Origin of the sequence: Burkholderia sp. JPY481, from assembly GCF_038900515.1 — a bacterium.
Lineage (GTDB): Bacteria > Pseudomonadota > Gammaproteobacteria > Burkholderiales > Burkholderiaceae > Paraburkholderia > Paraburkholderia youngii.
The window spans coordinates 533219-551311 of sequence record NZ_JAYMRT010000001.1; the positions used below are offsets into that span (position 1 = coordinate 533219).

At 65.6% G+C, this 18093-nt stretch carries 14 protein-coding genes; 3 read left to right on the forward strand and 11 right to left on the reverse strand.

The annotated features are described in order from the left end of the window. Window positions 1-54: 54 nt before the first annotated feature. The 8 genes from rseP to rpsB form a co-directional block, all read right to left on the reverse strand. Window positions 55-1449 (reverse strand): RIP metalloprotease RseP, encoded by a 1395-nt coding sequence (rseP, locus tag VSR82_RS02460; protein WP_410847953.1) that lies wholly within the window; start codon window positions 1447-1449, stop codon window positions 55-57. A 7-nt stretch (window positions 1450-1456) separates the two neighbouring features. Beyond that, window positions 1457-2662 carry a 1-deoxy-D-xylulose-5-phosphate reductoisomerase gene (locus VSR82_RS02465; RefSeq protein WP_429458903.1) on the reverse strand — a complete coding sequence of 402 codons (1206 nt, stop codon included), beginning with the start codon at window positions 2660-2662 and terminating at the stop codon, window positions 1457-1459. A 10-nt stretch (window positions 2663-2672) separates the two neighbouring features. Further along, entirely contained in the window at window positions 2673-3494 is an 822-nt protein-coding gene (locus VSR82_RS02470; RefSeq protein ID WP_368587333.1) for a phosphatidate cytidylyltransferase, read from the reverse strand. Continuing rightward, window positions 3488-4270, reverse strand: coding sequence for a polyprenyl diphosphate synthase (gene uppS / locus VSR82_RS02475; protein WP_429458901.1), 783 nt, complete (start codon window positions 4268-4270; stop codon window positions 3488-3490). The genes VSR82_RS02470 and uppS overlap by 7 nt, the downstream gene beginning before the upstream one ends. A 61-nt stretch (window positions 4271-4331) precedes the next feature. Beyond that, window positions 4332-4892 carry a ribosome recycling factor gene (frr, locus tag VSR82_RS02480; protein ID WP_013089702.1) on the reverse strand — a complete coding sequence of 187 codons (561 nt, stop codon included), beginning with the start codon at window positions 4890-4892 and terminating at the stop codon, window positions 4332-4334. 97 nt (window positions 4893-4989) lie between these two features. After that, window positions 4990-5703 (reverse strand): UMP kinase, encoded by a 714-nt coding sequence (pyrH, locus tag VSR82_RS02485; protein WP_013089703.1) that lies wholly within the window; start codon window positions 5701-5703, stop codon window positions 4990-4992. A gap of 222 nt (window positions 5704-5925) precedes the next feature. Beyond that, a complete protein-coding gene (gene tsf / locus VSR82_RS02490) occupies window positions 5926-6807 on the reverse strand; it encodes a translation elongation factor Ts (protein ID WP_368587335.1) in 882 nt (293 codons plus the stop codon). A 217-nt stretch (window positions 6808-7024) separates the two neighbouring features. Then, on the reverse strand, window positions 7025-7777 hold the full coding sequence (rpsB, locus tag VSR82_RS02495; RefSeq protein WP_013089705.1) for a 30S ribosomal protein S2: 753 nt from the start codon (window positions 7775-7777) through the stop codon (window positions 7025-7027). A gap of 532 nt (window positions 7778-8309) precedes the next feature. On the opposite strand from rpsB, the gene map reads away from it, so the two are divergent. The 3 genes from map to VSR82_RS02510 are packed head-to-tail and all read left to right on the forward strand — an operon-like array spanning window position 8310 to window position 13888. Next, on the forward strand, window positions 8310-9119 hold the full coding sequence (map, locus tag VSR82_RS02500; RefSeq protein ID WP_152850980.1) for a type I methionyl aminopeptidase: 810 nt from the start codon (window positions 8310-8312) through the stop codon (window positions 9117-9119). Between the two features lie 29 nt (window positions 9120-9148). Continuing rightward, the gene (locus tag VSR82_RS02505; protein ID WP_368587336.1) at window positions 9149-11728 is read left to right on the forward strand and encodes a [protein-PII] uridylyltransferase; all 2580 of its coding nucleotides are present in this window, start codon (window positions 9149-9151) and stop codon (window positions 11726-11728) included. Window positions 11729-11734: 6 nt separating this feature from the next. After that, the gene (locus VSR82_RS02510; protein ID WP_498857474.1) at window positions 11735-13888 is read left to right on the forward strand and encodes a pseudouridine synthase; all 2154 of its coding nucleotides are present in this window, start codon (window positions 11735-11737) and stop codon (window positions 13886-13888) included. A 96-nt stretch (window positions 13889-13984) separates the two neighbouring features. Here VSR82_RS02510 and def read toward each other — a convergent pair whose 3' ends face one another. The 3 genes from def to VSR82_RS02525 all read right to left on the reverse strand — a co-directional run bounded on the left by def (window position 13985) and on the right by VSR82_RS02525 (window position 18064). Beyond that, window positions 13985-14518 (reverse strand): peptide deformylase, encoded by a 534-nt coding sequence (def, locus tag VSR82_RS02515; RefSeq protein WP_368586913.1) that lies wholly within the window; start codon window positions 14516-14518, stop codon window positions 13985-13987. Further along, window positions 14518-16581 (reverse strand): NAD-dependent DNA ligase LigA, encoded by a 2064-nt coding sequence (gene ligA / locus VSR82_RS02520; protein WP_429458896.1) that lies wholly within the window; start codon window positions 16579-16581, stop codon window positions 14518-14520. The genes def and ligA overlap by 1 nt, the downstream gene beginning before the upstream one ends. 166 nt (window positions 16582-16747) lie before the next feature. Continuing rightward, entirely contained in the window at window positions 16748-18064 is a 1317-nt protein-coding gene (locus VSR82_RS02525; RefSeq protein WP_429458894.1) for a cell division protein ZipA C-terminal FtsZ-binding domain-containing protein, read from the reverse strand. Between the last annotated feature and the right edge of the window lie 29 nt (window positions 18065-18093).

Genomic DNA, 18093 nt, shown 5'->3' on the forward strand with positions numbered 1-18093 from the left:
TGTGTATAGCTGCATCAGGCCTGGCGGCCGCCCTCGAGAACGCCGCCGGACACTTTAAAAATGGATTAAACGAGCCAGATCGTTGAACAGCGCAATCGCCGACAACGCGACGATGCAGGCAAGACCCGCCCTCTGAAAAACGAGTTGCCAGCGATCAGAGACAACTTTACCGGTCACAGCTTCAACCAAATAATATAACAGATGACCCCCGTCCAATACCGGAATTGGTAGCAGGTTCAGCACGCCGAGGCTAATGCTGACAAGGGCCAGGAACGACAAAAACGCGGAAGGACCCAGACGTGCGCTCTTTCCCGCGTAGTCGGCAATCGTCACCGGACCGGACAGGTTCTTCAGCGATGCCTCGCCGACGATCATCCGGCCAAACATCCGCACCGAGTACACCGCGAGGTCCCACGTGCGGCGCGCGCCGAGGCGTAGGCTCTCGAGCGGGCCGTAGCGCACGTCGATCGACGGCACCTGGGTCGCCAGCTCCGCGCCGATGCGGCCGATCTGCTGCCCGCTCGCCGCATCGCGCTGCAGTTGCGGCACGATCGTGATCTCTTCGAGCGTGCCGGCCGCATGTCCGCCGCGGCCGCCGCGCTCCACCCGCAGCGTGACCGGCACGCCGGCGTGCGATTTTACAAAGGCGATGAAGGCCGCGGCACTATCGGTCGGCGTACCGTTGATCGCGCGTAGTCGGTCGCCCGCGACGAGCCCCGCCTTCTGCGCGGCGCTGCCCGCCTGCACGCCGGCCACCGTCAGCTTGCCGCCACCTGGCTCGAAGCCGAGGCGCGACATCAGATCGTCGTCGACGTCTTTCTCGCCGATGCCGCGCAGGTCCATCGGAAAATCGGAGGTGCCGTGCGCGTCTTTTGCACTGAGCACGATGCGCTGCTGATCGAACGCGGCACCGAGCAACTTCCAGCGCAGATCCGACCACGAGCGCACCGGCTCGGTCTCGTCGCTATGGCCGGTGCGCACACCGACGATCGTCTCGCCGCCCTCGAAGCCCGCCAGCGCGGCGGGTGTGTTCGGCGCGGGCGTCGCGATCACGGCCGCCGGTTCGGTCACGCCTGTCGCGAACACGAGCGCGAACAGCAAGATCGCAAGCAGGAAATTCGCGACCGGACCGGCCGCGACGATCGCGAAGCGCCGCCACACCGACTGGCGGTTGAACGCATGCGGCAGATCCGCGTCGGGAACCGAGCCGGGGCCGGCCTCGCGCTCGTCGAGCATCTTCACGTAGCCGCCTAGCGGCAGCGCGGCAATCGTCCACTCGGTGCCCGTCTTCTGACTGACCCACTGAACCAGCGGCTTGCCGAAGCCAATCGAAAAACGCAGCACCTTCACGCCGCACAGACGCGCGACGCTGTAGTGCCCGTACTCGTGGACCACCACGAGTACGCCAATCGCAACCGCGAAAGCGAGCAGTTCGATCAGCAGATTCATAAACGCCTCACTGGACGGCGCGTTCCGTGCGACGAACGCCGTCGGGCAGACGCGCGATGAATTCGGTAGCAGCACGGCGCGCGGCGGCGTCCGCTTCGATGACGTCGTCGAGCGCGTGCGCGCTGCGGTTCGGCAATGCGTTCAGCACCGAGTCGACCACCTGCGCAATCGCCATGAAGCCGATGCGGCGCGCGAGGAACGCCTCCACCGCGATCTCGTTGGCGGCGTTCAACGCCGCGCTCGCGACACCGCCTTCAGCCAGCGCCTTCATCGCGAGCGCGAGGCACGGGAAGCGCGCGTAGTCGGGTTTCTCGAACGACAACGACGCGATCTCCGCGAGATCGAGCTGCGCGACGCCCGAATCGACACGATCCGGGAACGCGAGCGCGTGCGCGATCGGCGTGCGCATGTCGGGGTTGCCGAGCTGCGCGAGCACCGAGCCGTCCGCGTACGACACCAGCGAATGGATCACGCTCTGCGGATGGATCAGCACGTCGATGCGCTCGCCGGGCAGATCGAACAGCCAATGTGCCTCGATCACTTCGAGGCCCTTGTTCATCATCGTCGCCGAGTCGACCGAGATCTTGCGGCCCATCACCCAATTCGGATGCTTGCAGGCTTCGTCAGGCGTCACGTCGACGAGCGTGGCCGGTTCGCGCGTGCGGAACGGGCCGCCGGACGCGGTCAGGATGATCTTGGAAACGCCGCCGTGCAGCGATGCCTCGCGCGGCAGGCATTGGAAAATCGCGTTGTGTTCGCTGTCGACCGGCAGCAGGACCGCGCCGTTGTCGTGCACCGCGTCCATGAAGATCGCGCCGGACATCACCAGCGCTTCCTTGTTCGCGAGCAGGATGCGTTTGCCGGAGCGGGCCGCGGCAAGGCTCGGCGCGAGACCCGCTGCGCCGACGATCGCTGCGACCACGGTGTCGCAGCCCTCGCTCTTCGCGACGTCGACGAGCGCCTGCGGTCCGTATGTGACCTCTGTCTTGCTGCCCGCATCGCGCAGCTTCGCGGCGACCTTCGCGGCCGTGTCGGCGTCGCCGACCACCGCCACTTCGGGCGCGAAGCGCAGGCATTGCTCGACGAGCTTGTCGCCGTTGCGATGCGCGCTCAGCGCGTAAATGGAAAAACGCTCGGGATGGCGCGCGACCACGTCGAGCGTACTGTCTCCAATCGAGCCCGTGGAACCGAGCAATGTCAGACGTTTTTGCATATCTCTTTCTCTAGCCGAGCAGCAGCATCGCGAGCGGCAGCACCGGCAACAACGCGTCGATGCGATCGAGCACGCCGCCGTGCCCCGGCAACAGGCCGCTCGAGTCTTTGACGCCGGCCTGGCGTTTCATTATCGATTCGAACAGATCGCCGACCACGCTGAAAACCACCAGCAGGGTCAGCGCGAGCACCGTGCGTAGCGCGCCCAGTTGCGCCAGCAGCGCAGAATACAGGGTCGGCTCGAACGCGTGCAAAAAGATCGCCGCCGCCGCGACGATCATGACCAGCAACCAGCCGCCGATCGCGCCCTCCCAGGTTTTACCCGGACTGATGGCGGGTGCCAGCTTGTGCTTGCCAAACGCCTTCCCCGAGAAGTATGCGCCGATATCGGCGAGCCATACCAACAGCAGCAGCGACAGCACGAACGGCACACCCAGCATGCGTGCTGCGACGAGAGCATGCCAGCACGCGATGAAACCGACGATACCGGCAAGAAACAGAAAGGCGCGCCAGGCGCCCTGCGCGAGCACGGGCTTGCGCAGCAGCACGAATGGGCCGCCAATCACCCAGAAAATCGCCGCCGCCTGAAAGAATGGCCGTGCATGCTCGGTGCCGATGCCCAGCCGCGTGCTGGTGACAAGCCCGAGTGCCGCGACGAGCGCGTACAGCACCGGACCCGCGCCGCCGAGCTTCAGCAGGCGTGCCCACTCCCACGCGGCGAACACGACGACGAACGCGATCAGCGCGCCGAACGCGCCGACCGGCGCGAACAGCGTGACAGGCAGGAACACTGCCAGCAGCACGATCGCCGTGATGACACGGGTTTTTAGCATGGAAGCGAATCGACGTTCTGCGATTGCGGCTCGAGCTGAGCACTGGTGCGGCCGAAGCGGCGTTCGCGCTCGGCGTACGAAGCGATGGCGTGACCGAGCGCGTCGGCGTCGAAATCCGGCCAGAACGTGTCGGTGAAATAGAACTCGGTGTAGGCGAGCTGCCACAGCAGGAAGTTGCTGACGCGGCGCTCGCCGCCGGTGCGGATGAACAGGTCGGGCTCGGGCGCATAAGCCATCGACAGATGCTCGGCGAACGCGTCCTCGTTGACCTCGACCGGTTTGCCGGTCGCCGCCGCTTGCTCGACGAGCTTGCGGGTGGCTTGCATGATGTCCCAGCGGCCGCCGTAGTTCGCGGCGATGGTCAGCGTAAGGCGGGTATTGCGCGCGGTCTTGGTTTCCGCACGCTTGATCAGATCACGGATCTTGTCGTCGAAACGCGCGAGGTCGCCGACCACGTGCAAACGGATGCCGTTCGCGTGCAACTTGCCAATCTCGCGCTCGAGCGCGGTGACGAACAGGCGCATCAGGAACGACACCTCCTCGTTCGGACGGCGCCAGTTTTCCGAGCTGAACGCGAACAGCGTCAGATATTCGACGCCCCGCCGCGCGCACGCCTCGACGGCCGCCCGCACCGCGTCGACGCCGCGCGTATGGCCCGCCACGCGCGGCAGACGCCGCTGGGTGGCCCAACGGCCGTTGCCATCCATGATGATCGCGATGTGTCGCGGCACCGCGGCGACTTCAGGCACGCGCACGGTTGAGCTGGTATAGGTCATGGCCGTCGGGACAGTAATGCCAGTAAAGAAGTGGAAATCAGAAAGGCTGAGCCGAACGGCGTCAGACCGTCATGATCTCAGCTTCTTTCGTCGTGACGAGCTTGTCGATTTCAGCGACGAACTTGTCCGTCAGCTTCTGGACGTCGTCGCCGGCACGACGCTCGTCGTCTTCAGAAATTTCCTTGTCCTTGACGAGCTTCTTCAGTTGCTCGTTGGCGTCGCGACGCAGGTTGCGCACGGCCACCTTGGCCGTTTCAGCTTCGCTGCGCACCACCTTGGTCAGTTCGCGGCGACGCTCTTCGGTCAGCGCGGGCATCGGAACGCGGATCACGTCGCCGTGCGTGGCCGGGTTCAGACCGAGGTCCGACTCGCGGATCGCCTTTTCGACGACCTGGACCATCTTCTTTTCCCACGGCTGCACACCGATCGTGCGAGCGTCGATCAGCGTCAGGTTCGCGACCTGCGAAATCGGCACCGGCGAGCCGTAGTAGTCGCACTGGATATGATCGAGCAGGCCCGTGTGCGCACGGCCAGTGCGGATCTTCGACAGGTCATTCTTGAACGCGTCGATGGAGCGCTGCATCTTCTGTTCAGCGCCCTTCCTGATATCAGCCACAGACATTTTTAAACCTCCGAACCTTCAAAACGGTGCGAGCCGCCCGGCACGCGTGATGCGGCGGCCCGGGCTCGCGTCAAAGCCCATGTAATGTAAACGAAGTTTACACGTGGACGAGGGTGCCCTCGTCCTCACCTAGCACGATGCGCTTGAGCGCACCGGGTTTGACGATCGAAAACACGCGGATCGGCAGCTTCTGGTCGCGGCACAGCGCAAAAGCCGTCGCGTCCATCACCTGCAGATTGCGGCCGATTGCCTCGTCGAAGCTGATCGTGGTGTAACGGGTCGCGCTCGAATCCTTCTTCGGGTCGGCCGAATAGACGCCGTCCACCTTGGTTGCCTTCAGCACCACTTCCGCGCCGATTTCCGAGCCGCGCAATGCAGCGGCCGTGTCGGTCGTGAAGAACGGGTTGCCGGTGCCGGCCGCGAAAATCACGACCTTGCCTTCCTCGAGCTGGCGGATCGCGCGGGGGCGGATATACGGCTCGACGACCTGGTCCATGCGCAGCGCGGATTGCACGCGCGCCTCGATGCCAGCATGGCGCATCGCGTCCTGCAGCGCCAGCGCGTTCATCATCGTGGCGAGCATACCCATGTAGTCGGCCGTCGCGCGGTCCATACCCGCCGCGCCGCCCGCGACGCCACGAAAAATATTGCCGCCGCCGATCACCACGGCCAGCTGCGTTCCGAGACGGACCACTTCGGCCACGTCCGCCACCATTCGTTCGATGGTCGCGCGATTGATGCCGAAGGCATCGTCGCCCATCAAAGCTTCACCGGAGAGTTTGAGCAGGACGCGTTTATAGGCAGTGGGCATAGAGGTATCCAGATCGCGCAGAACAGGGCAACAACAAGGGACTAATGTAGGGGTGAAATGCTGATTCGGGCAAGCGCCGCCAAATTGGCGAACCCAAGGGTCCGCCCAGCGGCGGCCACGCGGCGAGGGTCAACCCGTGCGCGGCCTTGCGGTGCTGCCGACCGCGGCGAGGTCTTGCCTCGCCGCGGGCCAAACGGTACAGCTGTGAAGCTTAGGTAACGCTTATTGTTGCTTTGCAGCAGCGACCTGAGCGGCCACTTCCGCAGCGAAGTCGTCCTGCTTCTTCTCGATGCCTTCACCGACCACGAACAGTGCGAACTTCTGCACGCTCGAGTTGGCCGCCTTCAGCATCTGCTCGATCGTCTGCTTGTCGTTCTTCACGAACGTCTGGTTCAGCAGCGACACTTCCTTCAGGTACTTCTGCACGCTGCCGTCGACCATCTTGGCGACGATTTCAGCCGGCTTGCCCGATTCGGCCGCCTTCTGTTCAGCGATGCTGCGTTCCTTCGCGATCAGGTCCGCCGGGACGTCGTCCGACGACAGCGAAACCGGCTTCATCGCGGCGATGTGCATCGCCACGTCCTTGCCGACCTGCTCGTCCGCGCCGGTGTACTCGACCAGCACGCCGATGCGCGTGCCGTGCAGATACGCCGCCAGCTTGTTCGCGGTGTCAAAGCGCACGAAACGGCGGATCGACATGTTTTCGCCGATCTTGCCGACCAGCGCGAGACGGACTGCGTCGACGGTCGAGCCGTCGAGCGGCAGCGCCGACAGCGCGGCGACATCAGCCGGGTTTTGCGTTGCGACGAGCTCGGCGACCTTCTTCGAGAACGCGAGGAAGTCGTCGTTCTTCGAGACGAAGTCGGTTTCGCAGTTCAGCTCGACGAGCGAACCAGCGTTGCCGCCGATGAACGATGCGACCACGCCTTCAGCCGTCACACGCGATGCCGCCTTGCTCGCCTTGTTGCCGAGCTTCACACGCAGCAACTCTTCAGCGCGCGCCAGATCGCCGTCGGCTTCCGTCAGCGCCTTCTTGCATTCCATCATTGGCGCGTCGGTCTTCGCGCGCAGTTCTGCAACCATGCTTGCGGTAATTGCCGCCATCATTTGCTCCTTGAGTTCTGTCTGTCACACGCCGCCCGCACTTCGATGCCGGCGGCAGGAATTCGTTTCAGCGTTTTCGCGTATTTTTGCGAGCGACGCGTGCCACGCCACTTCGGACACTCTGCCAGATGTCCGTTACAACATCTGTTACAAGCGTCGCGGCTTAAAAAAAGGGGGCCTGTAGAAAGCCCCCTTTTATGTCGGACACTGGGCAGCCTTACGCTTCCGGGTTGACCTCGACGAACTCGTCGCCGTCGCCGCCACGTGCTGCCTGGACCACTTCGTTGACCGCATTGGCACGGCCTTCGAGGATCGCGTCGGCCACACCTGCCGCGTACAGGGCGACGGCCTTGCTGGCGTCGTCGTTACCCGGGATCACGTAGTCCACACCTTCCGGCGAGTGGTTCGTATCGACCACGGCGATGACCGGAATGCCGAGCTTGTTCGCTTCGGTCACGGCAATCTTGTGGTAGCCGACGTCAACCACGAAGATCGCGTCCGGAATGCCGCCCATGTCCTTCACGCCGCCGATCGACTTCTGCAGCTTGGCCATTTCGCGCTCGAACAGCAGCGCTTCCTTCTTGCTCATGCGCTCGGTTTCACCGGCTTCCAGCGCTGCTTCCATGTCCTTCAGGCGCTTGATCGATACCTTCAGCGTCTTGAAGTTGGTCAGCATACCGCCGAGCCAGCGTGCGTTCACGAACGGCATGCCAGCGCGCTGCGCTTCCTGGGCGATCGTGTCGCGCGATTGACGCTTCGTACCGACGAACAAGATCGTGCCGCGGTTCGATGCCAGCTGACGCGCGTACTTCAGCGCGTCGTTGTACATCGGCAGCGTCTTTTCAAGGTTGATGATGTGAATCTTGTTGCGATGACCGAAAATGAAGGGAGCCATCTTCGGGTTCCAGAAACGGGTCTGGTGACCGAAGTGGACACCTGCTTCCAGCATTTGACGCATCGTAACTGCCATGAAATTCTCCACGAGGGTTGGGTCTTAAGCCGGCTGCCGTACGGCCGCGCCCGCCTCTATTTTGGCTGGAACGCGGCGGCACCCTGGGTGCGCCGGCTTGCGAATTGGTTGCCTGATACTGCTTTCCTTGACTCACGACGCCAGCAACCGAATTGCCGCGAGAAGCCGGTTCTGCCTGGTTCGAATAAAAACGGACTAGGACCGACTTAGCCAAAGAGTATAGCACGCGACTATCGACTGACTCAACCGACCCAACCACCGGCCGATAGCCATCCGCACCGCAGCGCACAGCCAGGCCACGAATCCCCGCTTCCCGTCCAATGGCCCACCAATTGGCCGATTTGGATCGCTTTTAGCCCATTACCGCCCGATCCAGCGCAACGAGCCCGCCCCCACTGCTGTAAAATGGCTCGATTCCGCCACGCGCGGGGGATCGTCGACGATCGACCGGCATGCCGTGTCCGGAAGACGCCCTCCGCCAGGCCACCGTCACACCCAGCGAGCCTTATCCAGCAAGGCTTCCGAGGAAACCATGGCTATCACCATCAAAAACGAAGACGACATCGCGAAGATGCGCGTCGCCTGTCGGCTCGCGAGCGAAGTGCTCGACTACATCACGCCGTTCGTCAAGGCCGGCGTCACGACGGGCGAGCTCGACCGCCTGTGCCACGAATACATGCTGAAGGACCAGGGCACGGTCCCCGCGCCGCTGAATTACCAGCCGCCCGGCTACCCGCCGTACCCGAAGGCCACCTGCATTTCCGTCAACGACGTGATCTGCCACGGCATTCCGGGCGACAAGGCCCTGAAAAACGGCGACGCGCTGAACATCGACATCACCGTCATCAAGGACGGCTACTTCGGCGACACCAGCCGCATGTTCATCGTCGGCGAAGGGTCGATCATGGCGAAGCGCCTCGTGCAGGCTACCTTCGAGTGCATGTGGCTCGGCATCGACCAGGTGCGCCCCGGCGCCCATCTCGGCGACATCGGCTATGCGATCCAGAAGCACGCCGAAGGCCTCGGCTACAGCGTGGTGCGCGAATATTGCGGCCACGGCATCGGCACCGTGTTCCACGAAGACCCGCAAATCCTGCACTATGGCCGCCCCGGCACCGGGCTCGAACTGCAGGCCGGCATGATCTTCACGATCGAGCCGATGATCAACGCCGGCCGCCGCGACATCCGCACGATGCCCGACCAGTGGACCGTCAAGACCAAGGACCGCAGCCTGTCCGCCCAGTGGGAGCACACCGTGCTCGTCACGGAGACCGGCTACGACGTGCTGACCGTGTCGGCCGGTACGCCCGCGCGTCCGCCTGTGGTCGCGGCTACCGCCTGACCGATTCCGACCTCACCTTCCGTCTGCCAATGAGTAGCGTTCCAGCCGTCGCCCCCTCCCATGCCTCGTCGCTCAAGGCGGACTACAAAGTGGCCAAAGCCCAGTTGCTGGAACGCTTTCGAACGGCCACCAACGTCGACGCGTTGATGGCCGCGCTCGCGCGCGCCACGGACCATTCGCTGCGCGCCGCCTGGGACACCTGCGAGCTGCCCGACGATCTCGCACTGGTCGCGGTCGGCGGCTATGGGCGCGGCGAACTCGCGCCGCACTCCGACATCGACATCCTGGTGCTGCTGCCCGACACGCGGCTCGAGCATCTGGAGGCGCGCATCGAGCGCTTCATCAGCCTCGCGTGGGATCTCGGGCTGGAACTCGGCAGCAGCGTGCGCAGCGTGTCGCAATGCCTCGAGGAAGCGGCCAACGACGTCACGGTGCGTACCTCGCTGCTGGAAGCGCGACGCATCACCGGCAGCACCGCGCTGTTCGACGATTTCGCCCAACGCTACCGTGCGGTGCTCGACCCGAAGGCGTTCTTCCAGGCGAAGGTCCTCGAAATGCGTCAGCGTCACGCGAAGTTTCAGGACACGCCGTACGCGCTCGAGCCGAACATCAAGGAAAGCCCGGGCGGGCTGCGCGATCTGCAGCTGATCCTGTGGATCACGCAGGCGGCCGGGTTCGGCAGCAGTTGGCGCGAGCTCGAAGCGCGCGGGCTCATCACCGAGCGCGAGGCGCGCGAACTGCGCCGCAACGAGGGCTTCCTGAAGGCGCTGCGCGCGCGGCTGCATGTGATCGCCGGGCGCCGTCAGGACATCCTGGTGTTCGATCTGCAGACGCCGGTCGCCGAGAGCTTCGGCTTCAAGCCGACCGCGACCAAGCGCGCGAGCGAGCAACTCATGCGCCGCTACTACTGGGCCGCGAAAGCGGTCACGCAGCTCGCGACGATCCTGATCCAGAACATCGAGGCGCAGCTGTTTCCGACCACGAGCGGCATCACGCGCGTGCTGTCGGATCGCTTCGTCGAAAAGCAGGGCATGCTCGAAATCACGTCCGACGACGTGTTCCAGCGCGAGCCGAACGCGATCCTCGAAGCGTTTCTGCTTTACGAGCGCACCCCCGGCGTGAAGGGTCTGTCGGCGCGCACGCTGCGCGCAATCTACAACGCCCGTGATGTGATGGACCAGCATTGGCGGCGCGATCCGGAAAACCGCCGGCTCTTCATGGAAATCCTGAAGCAGCCGGCCGGCATCACGCATGCGTTCCGCCTGATGAACCAGACCAGCGTGCTCGGGCGTTATCTGCTGAATTTCCGGCGCATCGTCGGGCAGATGCAGCACGACCTGTATCACGTGTACACCGTCGATCAGCACATCCTGATGGTGCTGCGCAATCTGCGCCGCTTCGCGATCGCCGAGCATGCGCACGAATACCCGTTCTGCAGCCAGTTGATCGCCAACTTCGACCGGCCGTGGGTCCTGTACGTGGCCGCGCTGTTTCATGACATCGCGAAAGGCCGCGGGGGCGATCACTCCACGCTGGGCATGGCCGACGCGCGGCGCTTCTGCCGGCAGCACGGCATCGAAGGCGAGGATGGCGAACTGGTCGTGTGGCTAGTGCAGCAGCATCTGACGATGAGCCAGGTCGCGCAGAAGCAGGACACCAGCGACCCCGAAGTGATCAAGCGCTTCGCCGAGCTGGTCGGCACCGAGCGGCGTCTGACCGCGCTCTATCTGCTGACCGTCGCCGACATCCGCGGTACCAGCCCGAAGGTCTGGAACACGTGGAAAGGCAAGCTGCTCGAAGACCTCTACCGCACCACCCTCGCCGTGCTGGGCGGCGCTCAACCGGACGAACATTCGGAGCTGAAGTCGCGCAAGGAAGAAGCGCTCGCGCTGCTGCGTCTCGAAACCGTGCCGGAAGGCGCGCAACGGGCGCTGTGGGACAAGCTCGACGTCGGCTACTTCCTGCGCCACGACGCGGCGGACATCGCGTGGCAAACGCGCGTGCTGTACCGCCACGTCGAAACGCCGACGCCGCTCGTGCGCGCGCGGCCGTCGCCGATCGGCGACGCGCTGCAGGTGCTCGTCTACGTGAAGGACCAGCCCGATCTGTTCGCGGGCATCTGCGCGTATTTCGACCGCAACGGCCTGTCGGTGCTCGATGCGCGCGTCAGCACGACGCGCCACGGCTACGCGCTCGACAACTTCCTCGTCACGCACACCGAAGAGGACGTGCACTATCGCGACATCGCCAATCTGGTCGAGCAGGAGCTGACCGCGCGTCTCGCGGGCCACGGCACCTTGCTGCCGGGACCGTCGAAGGGCCGGCTGTCGCGGCTGTCGCGCACCTTCCCGATTACGCCGCGCGTCGACCTGCGGGCCGATGAGCGGGGCCAATACTACATCCTGTCCGTGTCGGCGAACGACCGGCCGGGCCTTCTTTATTCGATCGCGCGCGTGCTGGCCGAGCACCGGGTCGGCGTCGCCTCGGCGCGGATCAATACGCTCGGCGAACGCGTCGAGGACGTGTTCCTGCTCGAAGGGCACAGCCTGTCGGACAATCGCCTGCAAATTCAGGTCGAGACAGAACTACTGCGCGCGATCGCAGTGTGAGATTTCATGCGAATCAAATTAACAGCGAAGCATCCGCGGCCGGCGTCGTCCGAACGCGCCCCTGTCCGTCCCGGCAGCGCGTCGGCGCGTAAGCCGACCCGTCCAGCGGGGCCGAAGCCCTTCGAGGCCGAGGGTGGCGCGAAGCGGCCGGTCGGCGCGAAGCCGGCGGGCGCCGGTGCGCCGCGCGCGCCGCGTGCCGAAGGGTCGGGCGCGCGCGAACGGGGCACGGCTGCCGCGGGCGCACCGCGCCGGTTCGAAGGCGCGGCTGAGCGTGGCGAGCGCGCGCCCCGGCGCGATTTCGGCGAGCGGAGCGAACGCGCGCCGCGTCGTTTCGAAGGTAGCGCTGAACGTGGCGAACGTGCCCCACGGCGCGAATTCGGCGAGCGGACTGAACGCGCGCCGCGTCGGTTCGAAGGCAGCGCTGAGCGTGGCGAACGCACCCCACGGCGCGAATTCGGCGAGCGGACTGAACGCGCGCCGCGTCGCTTCGAAGGCAGCGCTGAGCGTGGCGAACGCACCCCACGGCGCGAATTCGGCGAGCGGACTGAACGCGCGCCGCGTCGCTTCGAAGGCAGCGCTCAGCGTGGCGAACGTGCCCCCCGGCGCGAATTCGGCGAGCGGACTGAACGCGCGCCGCGTCGCTTCGAAGGCAGCGCTCAGGGTGGCGAACGTGCCCCCCGGCGCGAATTCGGCGAGCGTGGCGAACGAGCACCGCGTCGCTTCGAAGGCGGCGCTGAGCGCGGCGAACGCGCGCCCCGTCGCGAATTCGGCGAGCGTCCAGAACGCGCGCCGCGTCGTTTCGAGGGCAATGCGGAGCGCGGCGAGCGCGCACCGCGCCGCGACGACGGCGAACGCCGTTCGTTCAGCGGTCCGCGCGCAGGTGCGGGCAGGCCGTCGGAAGGCGGCCCGCGTGGCGACCGCCCGGTGCGCCGGGACCGCGATGCCGCCGACCGTCCGCGCTTCGGCAGCGATCGCGGTGAACCGCAACAGCGTCGCGGTGGCGATCGAGGCGAGCGCAGCGACAGCGCCCCGCGCCGCTTCGAAGGCGAGCGTGGCGAGCGCAACTTCGCGAAACCCGTAAAGGGCGGCTACGGCGAGCGCACCGAGCGTCCGGCGCGCGCCCCGCGTGAGGACCGCGGCGAGCGCGGTGCACGCGGCGGCGACTGGACGCCCACGCGACGCGAGTCTGGCGACCGTGCCGCACGCGGCGGTGAACGTACCGAGCGTCGCGAGCGTCCTGCGCGCAGCTTCGACGACACGCTGCCAGCCGCAAACCGCCGCTTCGGCGACGACCGGCCCGCCCGCGCCGCCAAGCCGCGAACCTCGGCATCGGCAACAGCCCAACCCGTCGACACCACCATCGACACCCCGCACCCGCCCCGCCGCGATCGAGAAGACGCGCCGGGCATGCTGCGTCTGTCGAAGCTGATGTCCAAGCTCGGCCTGTGCTCGCGCCGCGAGGCCGACGAGTGGATCGAGAAAGGCTGGGTCATGGTCGACGGCGAGCGCGTCGATACGCTCGGCACCAAGGTGTTCCCGGATCAGCGCATCGACATTGACCCGGCCGCCGAAGCCTTTCAGTCGAGCCAGGTGACCGTGATCGTCCACAAGCCGGTCGGCCTCGTGTCGGGACAGGCGGAGGACGGCTATCAGCCGGCCATCACGCTCGTCACGCCGGAGAATCGCTGGGAAGGCGACCATTCGGGCATCCGCTTCTCGGTGTCGCATCTGCGCCAGCTCGCGCCGGCCGGACGTCTCGACATCGATTCGACCGGCCTGCTGGTGCTGACGCAGGACGGCCGCATCGCGAAGCAACTGATCGGCGGTCATTCGGACGTGGACAAGGAGTATCTGGTGCGCGTCGCCTACGGCGATCACACGGTCGACGTCGAAAGCCATTTCCCGGCCGAAAAACTCGCTCTGCTGCGCCACGGCCTGTCGCTCGACGACGTCGCGCTGAAGCCCGCGCAGGTCAGCTGGCAAAACGGCGAGCAGTTGCGTTTCGTGCTGCGCGAAGGCAAGAAGCGTCAAATTCGCCGCATGTGCGAACTGGTCGGTCTCGAAGTGGTGGGCCTGAAGCGCGTGCGCATGGGCAACGTGATGCTCGGCGCGCTGCCGCCGGGACAGTGGCGCTACCTGTCGGAAGACGAATCGTTCTGAGGTTCGTCCAATGCGCGTCGTTGCTCGGAGCGGGCGCATCGGCACAACAAAAAACCCACGCACTCAGGCGTGGGTTTTTTGTTGGCGGCAGCCGTGTCAGTCGTCGCTATTGGGATCGAGATCGGGAAACAGGATTTCGGTAAAGCCGAACCTCGAGAAATCGGTAATCCGCATCGGATACAGCTTGCCGATCAGATGATCGCATTCGTGCTGCACGACCCGTGCGTGAAAGCCCTCGGCGACCCGATCGATCGGATTGCCGAACTGATCGAAGCCGTGATAACGGATCATCGAAAACCGGCTCACCACGCCACGCAGTCCCGGCACCGACAGGCAGCCCTCCCAGCTCTCTTCCATGTCCTGCGACACCGGCGTAATGGTCGGATTGATCAGCACCGTCTCCGGCACCGGCGGCGCGTCCGGATAGCGCTCGTTCGAGCCGAAGCCGAAGATCACCACCTGCAGATTGACGCCGATCTGCGGTGCGGCAAGACCCGCGCCATTTGCCGCGTGCATGGTCTCGAACATGTCTTCCACGAGCCGGTGCAGCTCGGGCGTATCGAAGTGATCGACCGGCTCGGCGATTCGCAGCAAGCGCGGATCGCCCATCTTCAGAATGTCGTGAATCATCAGTGCCCCTCCAGGAGCTTGCGCATACCATCTTCGTCGAGTACGGGGATGCCGAGTTCCTCGGCCTTCGCGAGTTTGCTGCCCGCGTCGGCGCCCGCCACCACGTAACTGGTTTTCTTCGATACCGACCCCGCGACCTTCGCGCCGGCCGCCTCAAGCATTTCCTTCGCGTCCTCGCGCGACAGGTTCGGCAGCGTCCCGGTCAGCACCACCGTCTGGCCGGCCAGCACGCCTTGGGGCGCCTTCGGCGCGGGCGGACCCTCGGGCCACGTGACTCTGCCCGGCGCGCGCAGTTGCTCGATCACCGTGCGGTTGTGATCCTCGGCGAAGAACTGATGGATCGATTCGGCGACGACCGGCCCCACGTCGTTGACTTCGAGCAGCGCTTCGAGCGACGCATCCATGATCGGATCGAGCGAGCCGAAGTGCTTCGCAAGATCCTTCGCGGTCGATTCGCCGACATGGCGAATCCCCAGCGCGTAGATAAAGCGCGCGAGCGTCGTGTGCTTGGCCTTTTCGAGCGAGTCGAGCAGGTTCTGCGCCGATTTATCGGCGAAGCGGTCGAGCTCCGCGAGCGTCGCAAAGCCGAGATTGAACAGATCGGCCGGCGTGCGGACCAGGTTCTGCTCGACAAGCTGATCGATGATCTTCTCGCCGAGGCCGTCGATATCGAGCGCGCGGCGCTGCGCGAAGTGCCACAGCGCCTGCTTGCGCTGCGCCGGACAGAAGAGCCCGCCCGTGCAGCGCGCAATCGCCTCGTCGGGCAGCCGCTCGATCGCCGAGCCGCACACCGGGCACTGCGTCGGCATCACGAACTCGCGCGCATCGGCCGGACGACGGTCGAGCAGCGCGCTGACCACCTCCGGAATCACGTCGCCGGCACGCCGCACGATTACGGTGTCGCCGATACGGATGTCCTTGCGGCGCACTTCGTCTTCGTTATGCAGGGTCGCGTTCGTGACCGTCGCGCCGCCGACGAACACCGGCTCCAACCGCGCGACCGGCGTAATCGCGCCGGTGCGGCCGACTTGCACGTCGATCGCGACGAGCTTCGTCAGCGCTTCCTGCGCCGGGAATTTGTGCGCGAGCGCGAAGCGCGGCGCGCGCGACACGAAGCCGAGCCTGTCCTGCTCGTCGCGCCGGTTCACCTTGTAGACCACGCCGTCGATGTCGTACGGCAGCCTGTCGCGCTTTTCGCCGACCGCGTGGAAGAAGCCGAGCAGGCCTTCGGCGCCACGCACGACCGCCCGCTCGCCATTGACCGGCAAGCCCATTTCCTTGTACCAGTCGAGCAGTTCGCTATGCGTGGCTGGCATCTCGATGCCGTCGAGTACGCCGATCCCATATGCGAAAAACGACAGCGGCCGCTGCGCGGTGATCTTCGAATCGAGCTGGCGCAAGCTGCCCGCCGCCGCGTTGCGCGGGTTCGCGAATTCGCGTTGCCCGGCGGCGCGCTGGCGTTCGTTCAGGCGCTCGAAATCGCGCTTGAACATCAGCACTTCGCCGCGCACGTCGAGCACGTGCGGCACGCGCTTGCCCTTCAGCTTCAGCGGAATCGAGCGGATCGTACGGACGTTTTCGGTGACGTTCTCGCCAGTCGTGCCGTCCCCGCGTGTGGACGCCTGCACGAACACGCCGTCGACGTAGCGCAGCGAGATCGCAAGACCGTCGAATTTCAGCTCGGCCGCGTAGTCGACGGGGACCGGCGGCTCGCTAGCGTTGTTGCCGAGCGCGTCGCCGATGCGCTTGTCGAACGCGACGATGTCTTCGTCGGCGAAACCGTTGTTCAGCGACAGCATTGGCTGATCGTGCACGACCGGTTCGAAACCGCTCGCGGCCTCGCCGCCGACGCGCTGCGTCGGCGAATCGGGCACGATCAGATCCGGATGCTCGGCCTCGATGCGCTCCAGTTCCTTGAACAGCTTGTCGTACTCGGCATCCGGCAGATCCGGCTGATCGAGCACGTAGTACGCGTAGTTCGCGCGTTCGAGTTCCGCGCGCAACCACGCGGCCCGTTCGGCCGGAGCGCTGGTTGCGGAAGAAGGGACGGAGGATCGGGCCATGCTGTCGGAGGCTTCTCGAGATGAAAGTCGGACATCGGATTATCGCAGGAAGCGTGCCCCTTTACATCGGTGAATACCGGGCGAGCCATGCTGCAACGCAAGCCGGAAACGACGACGGCCGCACATCGTGCGGCCGTCGTCAAAACGGGTGGAACGCTGAAACGGCTTACTGGCTGAACAGGCGCCGCGTGGCCGGCGAACCGGCCGGAATGCCCGCTTGCTCCAGCTTCGCGTACAGCGTCATCAATTGCTTTTCGATCGCGAGCAGCGCGCTTTCGGGCAACGGCCGACGACCGTCGTCGACCACGCGGCCGCCGATGCGCTCAGACAGCGACTTCGCGTAATCGCACATCAGACGGAACGGCAGGATGTCTTCGTCGGCGACCGGCACGTCGAGCACCAGCGTGATCATCTCGCCGCCTTTGTACGTGAGGTCGTCGCGCAGGAAATTGGTGTCGCCGAATTGCAGCATGAATACCGGGTTTTGCCGCGAGTCGAGCTTGACGAAGCGCGTGCCGTCACGCGACAGCAGCAAACCGTCCTGCGACGCGACCGCCTGCACGTAGTTGGCCGACCACGGCGCGCCGTCCGACAGCACGTTGATCGACAGCTGTGCGTCGCACTGGGCGGCAAAGCCGTCGAGCTCGCGCGCCATCGCGACGGTTTCGAGCATGTCGGGGAATTCCGGCGCGGCGTCGAGCGCGTCGGCGAACTGCTGCACGCCGGTCACGAACTCGGAAAATTCGAGCTCGTTGAGCGCGCCGCTGCGGTTCGCGAGCTGCGCGGCCGCGCGCAGTTCTTCGTAGCGCGTGCCGTTCTGCAGCAGCTCCCACGCGCCGCCGCCTTCAGGCTTGCCTTCGATATGCACCGGCTTGCTGCCCGCGCGACGCAAGCGCTGCGCGAGCGGCAACACCTTGTCGCCGGCCACGGGGCCATTCAGCCGGATCGGCACGATACAGTCGATGCGCCGGTCGACGATGGCCGGTGGCGCCGACGAAATCGTCGTGGCAGCCGGCAGGATCGGCTCGACCCGCTCGTGCTCGGTGGACGCCGGCAGGGCCGCGGGCGCTTCGGCCGCGGGTCGCTCCACGTCCGCGTCCGGCGCCGCCGCATGCTCGCCTTCGCCGGCGGTATCGGCATCCGCCGACGGATAACCGTTCGGCGACGTCATCTCGGCCTGGATATCGGCCGGTGTATCGAGCGGCGCCGCGCCCGCGCCGAACGTCGGCTCCACGCGCGCGGCGCTCGGGTGCGCGGTCGCTTCGGCGCTCACGCTGGGCTCACGCCGCGTGGTCGGCCGGGCCGGCTCGATGAACGGACTCTGCTCCTCATGCTCGTCGCGGGCAAAGCTCTCGGCGGTGTCGGCCGGCATCGGCCGCGGCATCTTGCGACGCACCTTCGCGCCCTGCCACGCGTTGTACACGACCACGCCCCCCACCACCACGGCACCTGCGCCGATCAACCCGAGTGTCAACTCGTCCATGCATGCTCCATCAGCAATTCTTCTATCCA

What these genes read in the sequence shown, in the direction of transcription:
- VSR82_RS02505 (WP_368587336.1), top strand. Translation starts at nt 9,149, where the DNA reads ATGAGTAGCGTTCCAGCCGTCGCCCCCTCCCATGCCTCGTCGCTCAAG.
- def (WP_368586913.1), bottom strand. Translation starts at nt 14,518, where the DNA reads ATGATTCACGACATTCTGAAGATGGGCGATCCGCGCTTGCTGCGAATC.
- ligA (WP_429458896.1), bottom strand. Translation starts at nt 16,581, where the DNA reads ATGGCCCGATCCTCCGTCCCTTCTTCCGCAACCAGCGCTCCGGCCGAA.
- map (WP_152850980.1), top strand. Translation starts at nt 8,310, where the DNA reads ATGGCTATCACCATCAAAAACGAAGACGACATCGCGAAGATGCGCGTC.
- tsf (WP_368587335.1), bottom strand. Translation starts at nt 6,807, where the DNA reads ATGGCGGCAATTACCGCAAGCATGGTTGCAGAACTGCGCGCGAAGACC.
- uppS (WP_429458901.1), bottom strand. Translation starts at nt 4,270, where the DNA reads ATGACCTATACCAGCTCAACCGTGCGCGTGCCTGAAGTCGCCGCGGTG.
- rseP (WP_410847953.1), bottom strand. Translation starts at nt 1,449, where the DNA reads ATGAATCTGCTGATCGAACTGCTCGCTTTCGCGGTTGCGATTGGCGTA.
- VSR82_RS02510 (WP_498857474.1), top strand. Translation starts at nt 11,735, where the DNA reads ATGCGAATCAAATTAACAGCGAAGCATCCGCGGCCGGCGTCGTCCGAA.
- pyrH (WP_013089703.1), bottom strand. Translation starts at nt 5,703, where the DNA reads ATGCCCACTGCCTATAAACGCGTCCTGCTCAAACTCTCCGGTGAAGCT.
- VSR82_RS02465 (WP_429458903.1), bottom strand. Translation starts at nt 2,662, where the DNA reads ATGCAAAAACGTCTGACATTGCTCGGTTCCACGGGCTCGATTGGAGAC.
- frr (WP_013089702.1), bottom strand. Translation starts at nt 4,892, where the DNA reads ATGTCTGTGGCTGATATCAGGAAGGGCGCTGAACAGAAGATGCAGCGC.
- rpsB (WP_013089705.1), bottom strand. Translation starts at nt 7,777, where the DNA reads ATGGCAGTTACGATGCGTCAAATGCTGGAAGCAGGTGTCCACTTCGGT.
- VSR82_RS02470 (WP_368587333.1), bottom strand. Translation starts at nt 3,494, where the DNA reads ATGCTAAAAACCCGTGTCATCACGGCGATCGTGCTGCTGGCAGTGTTC.
- VSR82_RS02525 (WP_429458894.1), bottom strand. Translation starts at nt 18,064, where the DNA reads ATGGACGAGTTGACACTCGGGTTGATCGGCGCAGGTGCCGTGGTGGTG.